Annotated in this window: 10 protein-coding genes; 6 read left to right on the top strand and 4 right to left on the bottom strand. The window is 71.8% G+C overall.

Translation table 11 applies throughout. From position 1 onward, the window contains the following. Positions 1-47 precede the first annotated feature (47 nt). Complete coding sequence (pepN, locus tag EDD39_RS33090) at positions 48-2,612, bottom strand: aminopeptidase N (protein WP_123563080.1); 2,565 nt, start codon at positions 2,610-2,612, stop codon at positions 48-50. A gap of 163 nt (positions 2,613-2,775) precedes the next feature. On the opposite strand from pepN, the gene EDD39_RS33085 reads away from it, so the two are divergent. The 6 genes from EDD39_RS33085 to EDD39_RS33060 all read left to right on the top strand — a co-directional run bounded on the left by EDD39_RS33085 (position 2,776) and on the right by EDD39_RS33060 (position 11,161). Next, positions 2,776-3,945 (top strand): ROK family transcriptional regulator, encoded by a 1,170-nt coding sequence (locus tag EDD39_RS33085; RefSeq protein ID WP_030913555.1) that lies wholly within the window; start codon positions 2,776-2,778, stop codon positions 3,943-3,945. A gap of 180 nt (positions 3,946-4,125) precedes the next feature. Then, positions 4,126-5,220, top strand: a complete 1,095-nt coding sequence (locus tag EDD39_RS33080) for a substrate-binding domain-containing protein (protein ID WP_123563077.1) — start codon at positions 4,126-4,128, stop codon at positions 5,218-5,220. 139 nt (positions 5,221-5,359) lie between these two features. Beyond that, positions 5,360-6,148 carry an ATP-binding cassette domain-containing protein gene (locus EDD39_RS33075; protein WP_081966876.1) on the top strand — a complete coding sequence of 263 codons (789 nt, stop codon included), beginning with the start codon at positions 5,360-5,362 and terminating at the stop codon, positions 6,146-6,148. Next, on the top strand, positions 6,145-7,404 hold the full coding sequence (locus EDD39_RS33070; protein ID WP_030459694.1) for a sugar ABC transporter permease: 1,260 nt from the start codon (positions 6,145-6,147) through the stop codon (positions 7,402-7,404). Before EDD39_RS33075 ends, EDD39_RS33070 begins: the two co-directional genes overlap by 4 nt. 202 nt (positions 7,405-7,606) lie before the next feature. Further along, positions 7,607-9,508: a 1-deoxy-D-xylulose-5-phosphate synthase gene (gene dxs, locus EDD39_RS33065; RefSeq protein ID WP_208765702.1), complete on the top strand. Its 1,902-nt coding sequence runs from the start codon at positions 7,607-7,609 to the stop codon at positions 9,506-9,508. A gap of 135 nt (positions 9,509-9,643) precedes the next feature. Next, the gene (locus tag EDD39_RS33060) at positions 9,644-11,161 is read left to right on the top strand and encodes an ArnT family glycosyltransferase (protein WP_123563073.1); all 1,518 of its coding nucleotides are present in this window, start codon (positions 9,644-9,646) and stop codon (positions 11,159-11,161) included. 96 nt (positions 11,162-11,257) lie between these two features. Here the strand turns inward: EDD39_RS33060 and EDD39_RS33055 are convergent, their stop codons facing one another. From EDD39_RS33055 to EDD39_RS33045, 3 genes are all read right to left on the bottom strand, one after another. Beyond that, positions 11,258-11,851, bottom strand: coding sequence for an alpha/beta fold hydrolase (locus EDD39_RS33055; protein ID WP_244257393.1), 594 nt, complete (start codon positions 11,849-11,851; stop codon positions 11,258-11,260). A 98-nt stretch (positions 11,852-11,949) separates the two neighbouring features. Beyond that, positions 11,950-14,076 (bottom strand): 3-hydroxyacyl-CoA dehydrogenase NAD-binding domain-containing protein, encoded by a 2,127-nt coding sequence (locus EDD39_RS33050; RefSeq protein WP_123563071.1) that lies wholly within the window; start codon positions 14,074-14,076, stop codon positions 11,950-11,952. A 2-nt stretch (positions 14,077-14,078) separates the two neighbouring features. Beyond that, on the bottom strand, positions 14,079-15,296 hold the full coding sequence (locus EDD39_RS33045; RefSeq protein ID WP_123563069.1) for a thiolase family protein: 1,218 nt from the start codon (positions 15,294-15,296) through the stop codon (positions 14,079-14,081). Positions 15,297-15,302 lie beyond the last annotated feature (6 nt).

Genomic DNA, 15,302 nt, shown 5'->3' with positions numbered 1-15,302 from the left:
CTCGCCTCCGACCCCTGCCCGTCCTGCCCCTGACGCCGCGTCAGCGGTCAGCGGTCGGCAGCCTGCGCCTTGAGCGCCCGCTCCACGCCCGCCCGCGCCTCGACGACCTGGCGGCGCAGCGCCGGCGCCGGGTCCGCCGCGGCGAGCCAGGCGTCGGTGGCGTCGAGGGTGGCCTGCGAGACCGCGTACGAGGGGTAGAGCCCGCCGATGATCTGCTGCGAGATCTCGTGGCTGCGGGTCTCCCAGACCTGCTTGACCGAGGCGAAGTACTTCTCGGTGTAGGCGGCCAGCAGCTCCCGCTGGTCGGCCTGCTGGAAGCCGGCGATGACGGCCTCCTGGACGTAGTTGGTCAGGGTGTCGGAGTCGACCACCGACGCCCAGGCCTCGGCCTTGGCCGCCGCGGTGGGCCGGGCGGCCCGGCAGGTGGCGGCGTGCTCCTGGCCGGAGGAGGTGTTGTCGCGGGCGAGTTCGGCGTCGATCGCCGCCTCGTCGGCGCGCCCGGTGGCGACCAGCCGGGCCAGCAGGGTCCAGCGCAGTTCGGTGTCGACGGCGAGGCCGTCGATCCCGACCGAGCCGTCCAGCAGTCCGGCGAGCAGCGCGAGCTGCCCGTCGGTGCGGGCGGCGCCGGCCAGCGTGCGGGCCCAGGCGAGCTGGTGGTCGCTGCCGGCGGGGGCGGCGCGCAGGGCGTCCTCCGCGGCGGCGGCCCAGCGCTGCAGGCCGGTCTCGCGCCAGGCGGGGTCGGCGTACAGCTCCAGGGCGAGCTTGACCTGGCGCTGGACGGACTGGACGACGCCGATGTCGCTCTCGCGGGGCAGGCCGGAGAGGGCCAGCGAGAGGTAGTCGCGGGTGGCGAGTTCGCCGTCGCGGGTCATGTCCCAGGCGGAGGCCCAGCACAGGGCGCGCGGCAGCGAGTCGGCGAAGTCGCCGAGGTGCTCGGTGACGACGGCCAGCGAGTCGGCGTCGAGCCGGACCTTGGCGTAGGAGAGGTCGTCGTCGTTGAGCAGCAGCACGGCGGGCCGCTTCCGGCCGGCCAGCTGCGGGACCTCGGTGCGCTCGCCGTCGACGTCGAGCTCGATCCGGTCGGTGCGCACCAGCTTGCCGTCGGTGAGCTCGTACAGGCCGACGGCGATCCGGTGCGGGCGCAGCACGGCCTCGCCGCGGGCGCCGGAGGGCAGCGCGGGGGCCTCCTGGAGGACGGCGAAGGAGGTGACGGTGCCGTCCGCGGCGACCGACAGCTCGGGCCGCAGCACGTTGATGCCCGCGGTCTCCAGCCAGGCCTTGGACCAGGTCCGCAGGTCGCGGCCGCTGGCCTCCTCGAGGGCGCCGAGCAGGTCGGCGAGGCGGGTGTTGCCCCAGGCGTGGCGCTTGAAGTAGGCGCGCACGCCCTGGAAGAAGGCGTCCTGGCCGACGTAGGCGACCAGCTGCTTGAGCACCGAGGCGCCCTTGGCGTAGGTGATGCCGTCGAAGTTGACCTGGACGTCCTCCAGGTCGTTGATCTCCGCCATGATCGGGTGGGTGGAGGGCAGTTGGTCCTGCCGGTAGGCCCAGGTCTTCATCTGGTTGGCGAAGGTGGTCCAGGAGTGCGGCCACTTGGAGCCGGGGGCCTCGGCCTGGCAGACGACCTCGGCGAAGGTGGCGAAGGACTCGTTCAGCCACAGGTCGTTCCACCACTCCATGGTGACGAGGTCGCCGAACCACATGTGGGCGAGCTCGTGCAGGACGGTCGCGGCGCGCATCTCGTAGGCGGCGTCGGTGACCTTGGAGCGGAACACGTACTGGTCGCGGAGGGTGACGGCGCCCGCGTTCTCCATCGCGCCGGCGTTGAACTCCGGGACGAAGAGCTGGTCGTACTTGGCGAACGGGTAGGCGAAGTCGAACTTCTCCTGGAAGTAGTCGAAGCCCTGCTTGGTCACCGCGAAGACCGCGTCGGCGTCCAGGTGCTCGCGCAGCGAGGGGCGGCAGTACACGCCCAGCGGGACGTGCTGCGAGCCGTTGTCGTAGCTGTCGAACACGCCGACGTAGGGGCCGGCCACCAGCGCGGTGATGTAGGTGGACATCCGCGGGGTGGGCTCGAAGGTCCACACCCGGGTGTCGCCGTCGCCGGCGGGCTCGGGGGTGGGGGAGTTGGAGACCACGACCCAGCCGGCGGGGGCGGTGACGGTGAAGGCGAAGGTGGCCTTCAGGTCGGGCTGTTCGAAGCTGGCGAAGACGCGGCGGGCGTCCGGGACCTCGAACTGGGTGTAGAGGTAGGTCTCGCCGTCGGCGGGGTCGACGAAGCGGTGCAGTCCCTCGCCGGTGTTGGTGTAGGCGCAGTCGGCGACCACCCGGAGCTCGTTCTCGGCGGCCAGGCCGGGCAGCTCGATCCGGCTGTCGGCGAAGTTCTCCAGGGGCAGGGCGCGGCCGTTGAGGACGATCTCGGAGACGGCGGGGGCGACCAGGTCGATGAAGGTGGAGGAGCCGGGTTCGGTGGCGGTGAACCGGACCACGGTGGTGGACCGGAAGGTGCCGCCCTCGCGCGCGGAGCTCAGGTCGAGCTCGATCTCGTACGCGTCCACGGCCAGGAGTGCGGCCCGGGTGCGGGCCTCCTCACGGGTCAAGTTGGTGCCAGGCACTCGCAGGACTCCTTCGTCAGGGCTGGGGTTACCGGGAATCCTCCCATGCGCGTAACGATCCGTGTTCGGGCTTGACTCCCCCTCCGAGCAGTACCGGAGCATAGAGTTCAGAAGTTGAAGCTGAACTTCTCACGAACAGCAAGTGCGCCCTGGAGGGTGGAACATGTCGACGGACACACCGGGATCGCAGTCCTCGCTGCACCGGGCGAATCTCGAGCGGGTGCTGCGAGCCGTGCGGATGGCCGGATCGCTGACCCAGGCGGAGATCGCCCGGGGCACGGGGCTGTCGGCCGCGACGGTGTCCAACATCGTCCGCGAGCTCAAGGAGTCCGGCACCGTGGTGGTGGCCGACACCTCCTCTGGCGGGCGGCGGGCGCGCAGCGTGTCGCTGAGCGGGGACGCCGGGATCGTGGTCGGTGTGGACTTCGGCCACACCCACCTGCGGGTGGCGGTCGGCAACCTGGCGCACCGGGTGCTGGCCGAGGAGAGCGAGCCGCTGGACGTGGACGTCTCCGCGCAGCAGGGCTTCGACCGGGCCGAGCGGATGGTGGAGCGGCTGCTGACCCAGGCCGGCTTCCCGGCCGACAAGGTGATCGGGGTGGGCCTGGGCGTGCCGGGCCCGATCGACGTGGAGACCGGGGCGCTCGGCTCGACCGCGATCCTGCCGGGCTGGACCGGGGTGACGCCCGGCCAGGAGCTGGCCCAGCGGCTGGGCATGCCGGTGCACGTGGACAACGACGCCAACCTGGGCGCGCTGGGCGAGCTGGTCTGGGGCGCCGGGCGGGGCCTGGGCGACCTGGCGTACATCAAGGTGGCCAGCGGCGTCGGCTCCGGCCTGGTGATCAACAGCCAGATCTACCGGGGCCCGGGCGGCACCGCCGGCGAGATCGGGCACATTGTGCTGGACGAGGCGGGGCCGGTGTGCCGCTGCGGCAACCGGGGCTGCCTGGAGACCTTCGTGGGCTCCCGCTACCTGCTCAACCTCTTGAACGCCAACCACCCCGGTGAGCTGAGCCTCAGCAAGGTGGTGCAGCTGGCCCAGCAGGGCGACCTGGGCTGCCGCCGGGTGATCGCCGACGCGGGCCGGCAGATCGGGATGGGCGTGGCCACCCTGTGCAACCTGCTCAATCCGCGCCGGGTGATCCTCGGCGGAGACCTGGCCGAGGCCGGTGAGCTGGTGCTTTCGCCGATCCGGGACTCGGTGGCACGGTACGCGATCCCCAGTGCCGCCCGGCAGTTGTCGGTGGTTCCGGGGACGCTCGGCGGCCGGGCCGAGGTGCTCGGAGCGCTGGCCCTGGTGATGAGCGAGATGGGGGAGAGCGGGGTGCTCTGACCCCCGCGGAGGGGGCCCCGGAGGCTCGCTCGGTATCGGGTGAGCCTTCAGGAAGATAACGAAAGGGTTTGAATCACCGGGCCTCAGGTTTTACTTATTGACGACAAGCTCCGTCACGGGGTTGACTCCTGCCCACCTCGCCGCAATGTTCGCGGCTCTGTCAGGGAGGCTCCCCCCACCATGAACGCAATGATGCGTCGCGTCGCCGTCGGTACCGTCGCCGTCTCGATGGCGCTGACCATGGCCGCCTGCGGCAAGGCCGGCAGCGACAAGAAGGACAGCGCGGCCTCGGGCGACAACAAGTCGATCGGCCTGCTGCTCCCGGAGAACGCGTCCTCCACCCGCTACGAGTCCTTCGACAAGCCGTTCATCGAGGCCAAGGTCAAGGAACTCTGCGCCGACTGCAAGGTCGAGTACAACAACGCCGAGGGCTCCGCCGCGAAGCAGAAGCAGCAGTTCGACACCCTGATCGCCCAGGGCGTCAAGGTGATCATCCTGGACGCCTTCGACGCCAAGTCGACCCAGGCGTGGGTCACCGAGGCGGCCGGCAAGGGCGTCAAGGTCATCGCGTACGACCGCCTGGCCACCGGCCCGGTCTCCGCGTACGTCTCCTTCGACAACGAGAAGGTCGGCGAGCTCCAGGGCCAGGCCCTGGTCGACGCGCTGGGCGCCAAGGCCGCCGACGCCAACGTCGTGATGATCAACGGTGACGACGCCGACCCGAACGCCGGCAAGTTCAAGGCCGGTGCCCACAAGGTGCTGGACGGCAAGGTCAAGAAGATCGTCTACGAGCAGAGCGGTGAGTGGAAGCCCACCGTCGCGGGCCAGAAGGTCGGCGCCGCCATCACCCAGCTCGGCAAGGACGGCTTCCAGGCCGTCTACTCCGCCAACGACGGCATGGCCGCCGCGATCATCACCCAGCTGAAGTCCCAGGGCATCAACGTCCCGGTCGGCGGCCAGGACGCGGGCCTCGACGCCATCCAGCGACTGGTCTCCGGCGACCAGGCCTACACCATCTACAAGGCCTACAAGCCGCTGGCCGACTCGGCCGCGCAGCTCGCCGTCAACCTGCTGCAGGGCAAGGACATCAAGTCCGTCGCCACCTCGACCATCGACAGCGACACCGACAAGGGCATCCCGGCCCAGCTGCTCGAGCCCAAGGTCGTCACCAAGGCGAACATCAAGGACACCGTGATCGCCGACAACCTCTACAAGGTCGCGGACATCTGCACCGCCGACTTCGCCGCCGCCTGCACCGCGGCCGGCCTGCAGTAACACCCGCCGGGCGGGGGCTCCCTGACCACACGGGAGCCCCCGCCCGCACCGCTTCACCCACAGCACTACCCCGCGTGCCCGGCCCGGCGCGCGGGACGGCCGTGCCGGAAACGTCAGGTCCGGCACGGGACTCAAGGAGTTGGTTCACGTGACAGGCGCACCCGTACTGGCGTTGCGCGGGGTCTCCAAGCGCTTCGGTGCCGTCCAGGCACTCACCGACGTGCATCTGGAGGTCCACGCGGGCGAGGTCGTCGCCCTGGTCGGCGACAACGGTGCCGGTAAGTCCACCCTGGTGAAGACCATCGCGGGCGTCCACCCGATCGACGAGGGCGTCATCGAGTGGGAGGGCAAGGCGGTCAACATCAACCGCCCCCAGGACGCCCAGCAGTTGGGCGTCGCCACCGTCTACCAGGACCTCGCGCTCTGCGACAACCTCGACGTGGTCGGCAACCTGTTCCTCGGCCGCGAGCTCAAGCGCTTCGGCACCCTGGACGAGGTCGCCATGGAGAAGCGCGCCCGCGAGCTCCTCGACACCCTGTCGATCCGCATCCCCAGCGTCCGGATCCCGATCGCCTCGCTCTCCGGCGGCCAGCGCCAGGTCGTGGCCATCGCCCGCGCCCTGGTCGGCGACCCGAAGATCGTCATCCTGGACGAGCCCACCGCCGCCCTCGGCGTCGAGCAGACCGCCCAGGTCCTGGACCTGGTCGAGCGGCTCCGCCAGCGCGGCCTCGGCGTGATCCTGATCAGCCACAACATGGCCGACGTGAAGGCCGTCGCGGACACCGTCGCGGTGCTCCGGCTGGGCCGCAACAACGGCAGCTTCGAGGTCGCCAGCACCTCGCACGAGGAGATCATCTCCGCCATCACCGGAGCCACCGACAACGCGGTGACCCGCCGTCAGGCTCGAATCGCGGAGGAAGCCAAGTGAGCACCGAGACCCCCACCACCCCGCCCGTCTCCCCCGCGGTGGACCCGCGCCTGCTGGTCCGCAAGGAGGGCCTAGCCGGCTACTTCGACGAGTTCACCCGCAAGATCCGCAGCGGCGAGCTCGGCTCGCTGCCGGTGGTCGTCGGCCTGATCGTGATCGCCGCGATCTTCCAGATCAAGACCGGCACCTTCCTCAACGCCGACAACCTCACCAACATCACCAAGTGGATCGCGGGCCCCGGCCTGATCGCGGTCGGCGTGGTGTTCGTGCTGCTGCTCGGCGAGATCGACCTCTCGCTCGGCTCGGTGGCCGGCGCCACCGCCGCCATCACCTCGGTGCTCTCGGTCCGCCAGGGCCTGAACGAGTGGCTCGCCATCGTGCTGGCGATAGCCGCCGCGGTCGCCATCGGCGCCCTGCACGGCTACTTCTTCGCCAAGATCGGCGTCCCGGCCTTCGTGGTCACACTGGCCGGCATGCTGGCCTGGAACGGCCTGCAGATGCTCGTCCTGGGCAACCTCGGCACCGTCAACAACCCGATGGACGGCGTGGTCGCCAACCTGGACACCTACTTCCTGGGCGACGGCGACGTCATCTGGGCCTGGCTGTTCGCGCTCGCCACCATCGTGCTGTTCGCGGCCGGCCAGCTGTTCGACTCCCGCCGCCGCAGCGCCGCCAACCTGCCGGCCCGCCCGATGAGCGAGATCGCGCTGCGCACCGGCGTGATCGGCGTCCTGGTCCTGATCGCCGCCTACATGCTCAACCAGGACCGCGGCCTGCCGCTGCCGCTGGTGATCTTCGTCGGCATCGTCGCGCTGGCCGACTTCGTGCTCCGCCGCACCGGCTACGGCCGGCAGATCTTCGCGGTCGGCGGCGGCATCGAGGCGGCCCGCCGCGCGGGCATCAACGTCGCCTGGGTCCGGATCTCGGTCTTCATGATCTCGGCCGGCCTGGCCGGCCTCGGCGGCCTGTTCATCGCCTCCCAGCAGGGTTCCGCGGACAAGGCGCTGGGCAGCGGCAACGTGCTGATGAGCGCCATCGCCGCCGCCGTCATCGGCGGCACCAGCCTCTTCGGCGGCCGCGGCAAGACCTGGTCGGCGCTGCTCGGCATCCTGGTCATCCAGTCCATCACCACCGGTCTGGACATGATCCACGCCCAGCAGGCCATCCAGTACATGATCACCGGCGCGGTGCTGCTCGCCGCGGTGGTCCTGGACTCGGTCTCCCGCCGCACCCAGAAGTCCCACGGCCGCGGCTGACCCCCCGGCCCCACCCCGGACCGCGCGACCGGCGCCCCATACCAGGGCCCGGCCGCGCGGTCCGGCGCGTTCGGCACCCGGCCACCCGAAGAGCTGGTCGGGTTGCCCCCCGCACTACGGGCCGGTAATGGACATTAGACTCGAGCGGGGCGTACGCCCTCCGGGCCCATGCGGGCGCGAGAACTTGGACGAGGAGGAACGGGTGGCCCTGCTGACCCGCATTCGGGGACCGCGCGATCTCGATCGACTCACGCCCGCGCAGCTGTCGGCGCTCGCCGAGGAGATCCGCGGCTTCCTGGTGGAGGAGGTCTCCAAGACCGGCGGCCACCTCGGCCCCAACCTCGGCGTGGTCGAGCTCACGCTGGCGATGCACCGGGTCTTCGACTCCCCGCGCGACCGGATCCTCTTCGACACCGGCCACCAGAGCTACGTCCACAAGCTGCTGACCGGCCGCCAGGACTTCTCCCGGCTCAAGATGAAGGGCGGCCTGTCCGGCTACCCCTCGCGCGCCGAGTCCGAGCACGACGTGATCGAGAACTCGCACGCCTCCACCGTCCTCGGCTACGCCGACGGCCTGGCCAAGGCGAACAAGATCCAGGGCCACCACGACCGCCCGGTGGTCGCCGTGATCGGCGACGGCGCGCTCACCGGCGGCATGGCCTGGGAGGCGCTCAACAACATCGCCGACAGCCGCGACCTGCCGGTCGTCATCGTGGTCAACGACAACGAGCGGTCCTACTCGCCGACCATCGGCGGCCTCGCCAACCACCTCTCCACGCTGCGCACCACCCAGGGCTACGAGCGCTTCCTGTCCTGGGGCAAGGACGCGCTGCAGCGCACCCCGGTGGTCGGCCAGGCGATGTTCGACACCCTGCACGGCGCCAAGAAGGGCCTGAAGGACTTCATCGCCCCGCAGGGCATGTTCGAGGACCTCGGCCTCAAGTACATCGGCCCGATCGACGGCCACGACCTGCAGGCCCTGGAGTCCGCCTTCACCAAGGCGCGCGGCTTCGGCGGCCCGGTCATCGTGCACTGCATCACCGAGAAGGGCCGCGGCTACCACGCCGCCGAGAACAACGACGAGGACCGCTTCCACGCGGTCGGCGTGATCCACCCCGACACCGGCCTGCCGGTGAAGACCGCCGGCAAGGACTGGACGTCGGTGTTCGGCGAGGAGATGGTCGCGCTCGGCCGCGAGCGCCGCGACATCGTGGCGATCACCGCCGCGATGCTGCACCCCGTCGGCCTGGCCCCGTTCGCCAAGGCGTACCCGGAGCGGATCTTCGACGTCGGCATCGCCGAGCAGCACGCCGCGGTCTGCGCGGCCGGCCTGGCCACCAACGGCCTGCACCCGGTGGTCGCGGTCTACGCGACCTTCCTGAACCGGGCCTTCGACCAGGTGCTGATGGACGTCGCCCTGCACAGGCTCGGCGTCACCTTCGTGCTCGACCGGGCCGGCGTCACCGGCACCGACGGCGCCTCGCACAACGGCATGTGGGACATGTCGATCCTGCAGGTCGTCCCCGGCCTGCGGCTGGCCGCCCCGCGCGACGCCGAGCAGGTCCGGCTGCAGCTGCGCGAGGCCGTCGAGGTCGACGACGCCCCCACCGTGGTCCGCTACTCCAAGGGCAGCGTCGGCCCGGCGGTGCCCGCCGTCGGCCAGGTCGGCGGCATGGACGTGCTGCACCGCCCCGCGGACGGCTCCGCGGACGAGGCCGCCGACGTGCTGATCGTCTCGATCGGCGCGATGGCCCCGCTCTGCCTGGAGGCCGCCGCGCTGCTCGCCGAGCGCGGCATCACCAGCACCGTGGTCGACCCGCGCTGGGTCAAGCCGGTGGACGCCGCGCTGCCCGGCCTGGCCGCCCAGCACCGCCTGGTGGTCACCGTCGAGGACAACGGCCGGGCCGGCGGCGTCGGCTCCGCGGTCGCCCAGGCGCTGCGCGACGCCGACGTGGACGTCCCGCTGCGGGACTTCGGCATCCCGCAGGAGTTCCTCGACCACGCCTCGCGGGCCGAGATCATGGCGGAGATCGGGCTCACCGGCCCGGCCGTCGCCGCGAAGATCGAAGCACTGGTCAGCGCCCGTTCCTTCGCCCGGAGCTGACCCTCCGGAACCTCCGTGGACGCACCGCCCGGGAGCCGCACCGACGGCTCCCGGCGGTGCGGCTATTGTCGGACCGTCACACTCATTCCTGGGCTGGCACTCCTCCGCCCGTTCGCGCCCGGTAGGTTGTCACCCGTGCCCAACACCGCCACGAGCAGCCCCCGCGCCCTCGCCGACCGCCTCCGCGGGCACGTCCGGGCCGGGTACTGGACCAGACTGGTCCCGCTGCTCGCGGTCCTGGCCACCGCCACCCACGTCCCCTCCTTCCTCCGCCCGGTGTGGAGCCCCGACGAGGGCTACCTGGCCACCCAGGCCCGGATGCTCGCCGACGGCGGCGTCCTCTACGACACCGTCGTCGACCGCAAGCCCCCGCTGCTGCCCTGGCTGTACGAGGCCTGCTTCGCGCTCTTCGGCTCGGTCTCGCTCTGGCCGCTGCGCGCCCTGGCGATCGGCGCCCACCTGGCCACCGCCGTCCTGCTCGCCTCCATCGCCCGCGGCCGCTGGGGCGACCGGGCCGGCCGCTACGCCGGCGCCTTCTACCTGCTGGTGTCCATCGGGCTCTCCCCGGAGGACACCCAGGCCGCCACCTTCGAAGTCTTCATGCTGCCCGCCATGGTGCTGGCCTTCCGCTACGCGGAGCGCCGCCGCTGGCTGGCCGCCGGCATCGCCGTCGCCCTCTGCTCGCTCACCAAGCAGACCGGCGGCGCCGTGATGCTCCCGGTGCTCTGGATGCTGCTCCAGGACACCCGCCGCCGCGGCGTCCCCTGGCCGCCGGCCCTCGCCAAGATCGGCTTCGGCTTCGCCCTGCCGATAGCGCTGGTCGCCGCCATCCTCACCAAGCCCAAGGGCTTCCTGTTCTGGGTCGTCACCGGCTCCGGCGACTACGCCGTGCTCGGCTCCAACTGGCCGCAGATGCTCGGCCGCGCCCTCGGCAACTCGGCGATCCTGCTGAGCGCCGGGCTCGCCTTCCTGCTGCCCTACGCCCACCGCCTGTGGCTGCGCCGCCGCCGCAGACCCGTCCCCGCCCGCGGCCCCGAGCGCGGCTCCACCGCCGACCTCTGGGTCTGGCTGCTCTCCTCCGCGGTCGCCGTCTCGGTCGGCTTCCACTTCTTCGGCCACTACTACCTCCAGCTGATGCCCCCGCTGGTCCTGCTCGGCGTCGGCGCGGTCGCCACCTCCGCCGTGCCCTGGCGCCCCGTGGTCGCCTACTCCGCCCTCGCCAGCAGCGTCTTCTGCGCCCTCGCGGTCTTCTGGCCCGGCCAGCGCCTCACCCAGACCACCGAGGTCGCCACCGCCGTCGCCGCCCAGACCACCCCCAAGGACACCGTCCTGGTCTGGGGCATGCACCCCGAGCTCTACTGGCTCGCCGACCGCCGCCCCGCCAGCCGCTACCTCACCGCGGGCTTCCTCACCAACTTCAGCGGCGGCAAGGGCGCCGAGAAGGTCGGCGAGCAGTACTCCGTCTCCGACGCCTGGCAGACCTTCGACAACGAGATCTCCGCCAACGGCCTCCCCGAGGTCTTCGTCGACGACTCCGGCACCGCCCCCTACCAGCCGGACAAGGTCCCGCGCATCGCCAGCCTGCTCAACACCTACTACGAGGTCGTCGGCGTCACGGGCGACACGGTGATCTACCGCCTCAAGAAGAAGTAGCGCCCCGCCGCCGGTGCCCCCGGCCACCTCGCGTCCCCGCCACGAGGGCCCCGCCAGGAGGGCCCCGCCGCCCGGAGCGCGCGGCGAGGCCGCGGACTACCCGGCGAAGCCGACGAGCGCGGCGACCAGCGGCTCCGGCCGGAAGGCCGGGTGCGGCGGCTCCGGGCACCCCGGCAGCTCCACCGCGCCGGGGACCAGCGCCAGCAGCGCGTCCGCCGTGCGGCGCCGGTGGACGGGGTTCTCCGGGACGGCGGGGAGGACCGCCACCGGCAGCCGCAGCCCGGCGAGTTCGGCGTCGGCGGCGCCGCGCAGCGTCCCGCCCGCCAGCAGCCCGGCCGCCTCCGGCGCGGCCGCCCGGATCCGCCCGTCCAGCCGCTCGTCGCCCGCCGTGGCGGGCCAGGCCAGCACCAGGGCCCGGACCCGGTCCGGCGCGGCCAGGGCCAGCCGGAGGGCCGCCGAGCAGCCGTTGGAGCCGCCGACCAGGACGACCGGCGGCCCGGCCGGCAGGGCCGCCGCGAGGTGCTCCGCCTCGGCCGCCCAGCTCCCGGCCCGCATCGCCCGGTCGGGCGCCAGCACGGCGGCCCCGGCCGCGCGCAGGCCGTCGACCACCCCGGGCCGCTCCCAGAACGCCGCCGCGTCCACCGCCTCGTCCCACAGCCCGCCGTGCACCAGCACCAGCACGCGCCCCACGCCCCCCTGCATCCGGAAAGACCGGCAGCATACAGAAAGGCCGCCGGGCGGCACCCCCGGTGGAAGGGGGCGCCGCCCGGCGGCCGTGCGCTGCTGCGTCAGGCGGGGACCGAAGCCAGGCCGGGGGCCAGGAACTTCTTGCCGTTGACGCGCTCGGAGACGCCCTCGCGGTCGAGGTACGGGGTGATGCCGCCGAGGTGGAAGGGCCAGCCGGCCCCGGTGATCATGCAGAGGTCGATGTCCTGGGCCTCGCCGACCACGCCCTCGTCCAGCATCAGGCCGATCTCCTGGGCGACGGCCTCCAGCGCGCGGGCGCGCACCTGCTCCTCGGTGAGGACGCTGTCGCCGAAGGAGAGCAGCGCCAGCACCTCGGGGTCGAGGACCTGCGCGCCGTCCTGCCAGACGTAGAAGCCGCGCTTGCCGGCCTCGACGACCTTGCCGAGGTTCGCGGAGACGGAGAACCGCTCCGGGAACGCGCCGTGCAGGGTCTCGGAGACGTGCAGGGCGATGGCCGGGCCGACCAGTTCGAGCAGGGCGATCGGGGACATCGGCAGGCCGAGCGGCTTCACCGCGGCCTCGACGGTCTCGAACGGGGTGCCCTCGTCGATGATGTTCTGGATCTCGCCCATGAAGCGGGTCAGGATGCGGTTGACCACGAACGCCGGGGCGTCCTTGGTGAGCACCGCGGTCTTCTTCAGCTTCTTGGCGACCCCGAACGCGGTGGCCAGCGAGGCGTCGTCGGTCTGCTCGGCCCGGACGATCTCCAGCAGCGGCAGGATGGCGACCGGGTTGAAGAAGTGGAAGCCGACCACGCGCTCCGGGTGCTGGAGCTTGGAGGCCATCTCGGTGACCGACAGCGAGGAGGTGTTGGTGGCCAGCACGGCGGTCGGCGAGACCACCGCCTCCAGCTCCGCGAACACCTTCTGCTTGACGCCCATCTCCTCGAACACGGCCTCGATCACGAAGTCCGCGTCGCCGAACGCGACGGCCTTGTCGAGGTGCCCGGAGACCAGGCCCTTGAGCTTGTTGGCCTTGTCCTTGCCGATCCGACCCTTGTCGAGCAGCTTGTCGATCTCGCCGTGGACGTAGCCCACGCCCTTGTCGATCCGGGCCTGGTCGATGTCGGTGAGCACCACCGGCACCTCCAGCCGGCGGGCGAACAGCAGCGCCAGCTGGGAGGCCATCAGGCCGGCGCCGACCACGCCGACCTTGGAGACCGGGCGGGCCAGCGACTTGTCCGGTGCGCCGAACGGCCGCTTGGCGCGGCGCTGCACCAGGTTGAAGGCGTAGATCCCGGAGCGCAGCTCGCCGCTCATGATCAGGTCGGCGAGCGCCGCGTCCTCGGCGTCGAAGCCGGCCTGCAGGTCGCCGTCCTTGACCTGCTGGATGATGTCCAGCGCCTTGTAGGCGGCCGGGGCGGCGCCGTGCACCTTGGCGTCGGCGACCCAGCGGCCCCACAGCACGGCGTCGTCCCACGCCTTGCCGCGGTCGAACTCCTCGCGCTCGACGACCACGTCGCCGGTGAGCACCTTGGCGGTCCACAGCAGCGACTGCTCGAGGAAGTCGGCCGGCTCGAAGATCGCGTCCGCGATGCCGAGCTCGAAGACGTCCTTGCCCCTGAGCTGCTTGTTCTGGGCCATCGAGTTCTCGATGATGACCTTGACCGCCTTGGCGGGGCCGATCAGGTTCGGCAGCAGGGTGCAGCCGCCCCAGCCGGGCACCAGGCCGAGGAAGACCTCGGGCAGCGAGAACGCCGGGACGCCCGCGCTGACGGTGCGGTAGGTGCAGTGCAGGCCGACCTCGACGCCGCCGCCCATCGCCGCGCCGTTGTAGAACGCGAAGGACGGGACGGGCAGCGCGGCGATCCGCTTGAAGACGTCGTGGCCGCCCTTGCCGATGGCCAGCGCGTCGGAGTGCTCCTTGAGCAGCTCGACGCCCTTGAGGTCGGCGCCGACCGCGAAGATGAACGGCTTGCCGGTGACGGCGACCGCGACCACCTTGCCCGCGGCGGCCTCCGCCTCGACCTGGTCCAGCGCCTCGGACAGCTTGGCCAGCGAGCCCGGGCCGAAGGTGGTCGGCTTGGTGTGGTCGAAGCCGTTGTCCAGGGTGATCAGGGCCAGCTTGCCGGCCCGCAGCGGCAGGTCCAGGTGGCGCACGTGCGCGGTGGTGACGACCTCGCCGGGGAACAGCCCGGCGGCGCGCTGCAGCAGTTCAGTGGTGCTCATGGTCACTTACCACCCTCGAAGTGGGGGTTCTCCCAGATGACGGTGCCGCCCATGCCGAAGCCGATGCACATGGTGGTGATGCCGTAGCGGACGTCCGGACGCTGCTCGAAGCGGCGGGCCAGCTGGGTCATCAGGCGCACGCCCGAGGAGGCCAGCGGGTGGCCGAACGCGATCGCGCCGCCGTACGGGTTGACCCGCTCGTCGTCGTCCGCGATGCCGTAGTGGTCCAGGAACGCCAGCACCTGCACGGCGAAGGCCTCGTTGACCTCGAACGCGCCGATGTCCTCGATGGTCAGGCCGGCCTTGGCCAGCGCCTTCTCGGTCGCCGGGACGGGGCCGATGCCCATCACCTCGGGCTCGACGCCCGCGAACGCGTAGCTGACCAGGCGCATCTTGACCGGCAGGCCCAGCTCGCGGGCCACGTCCTCGGCGGCCAGCAGCGAGGCGGTGGCGCCGTCGTTCAGGCCGGCCGCGTTGCCCGCGGTCACGTTGCCGTGCGGGCGGAACGGGGTCTTCAGGCCCGCCAGCGACTCCATCGTGGTGCCCGGGCGCATCGGCTCGTCCACCGTGGCCAGGCCCCAACCGGTCTCGCCGACCTCGGGGTTGGTGTTGCGGACCGCGATCGGCACCAGGTCCGGCTGGATGTCGCCGTTGGCGTACGCCTTGGCGGCCTTCTCCTGCGAGCGGACCGCGAACGCGTCGCAGCGCTCCTTGGTGATGTGCGGGAAGCGGTCGTGCAGGTTCTCCGCCGTCATGCCCATGAACAGGGCGGACTCGTCGACCAGCTTCTCCGAGACGAACCGCGGGTTCGGGTCCACGCCCTCGCCCATCGGGTGCCGCCCCATGTGCTCGACACCGCCGGCCACCACGACGTCGTACGCGCCGAAGGCGATGCCGCCCGCGGTGGTGGTGACGGCGGTCATCGCACCGGCGCACATCCGGTCGATCGCGTAGCCCGGCACCGACTTCGGCAGGCCGGAGAGCAGCGCGGCGGTGCGGCCGATGGTCAGCCCCTGGTCACCGATCTGGGTGGTCGCGGCGACGGCGACCTCGTCGATCCGCTCGACGGGCAGGCTCGGGTTGCGGCGCACCAGTTCACGGATGCACTTGACGACCAGGTCGTCGGCGCGGGTCTCGTGGTAGATGCCCTTCGGGCCGGCCTTGCCGAACGGGGTGCGGACGCCGTCGACGAAGACGACGTCCCTCGCGGTACGAGGCACGGGGGC

Origin of the sequence: Kitasatospora cineracea, assembly GCF_003751605.1 — a bacterium.
Lineage (GTDB): Bacteria > Actinomycetota > Actinomycetes > Streptomycetales > Streptomycetaceae > Kitasatospora > Kitasatospora cineracea.
The sequence above is the reverse complement of the archived record's forward strand: the minus strand, read 5'-3'. Positions and strand labels throughout refer to the sequence as shown.

Bases quoted from the DNA above. Each gene is read 5' to 3' on its own strand.
- EDD39_RS33085 (WP_030913555.1), top strand. From the start codon at position 2,776: ATGTCGACGGACACACCGGGATCGCAGTCCTCGCTGCACCGGGCGAAT.
- EDD39_RS33050 (WP_123563071.1), bottom strand. From the start codon at position 14,076: ATGAGCACCACTGAACTGCTGCAGCGCGCCGCCGGGCTGTTCCCCGGC.
- EDD39_RS33080 (WP_123563077.1), top strand. From the start codon at position 4,126: ATGAACGCAATGATGCGTCGCGTCGCCGTCGGTACCGTCGCCGTCTCG.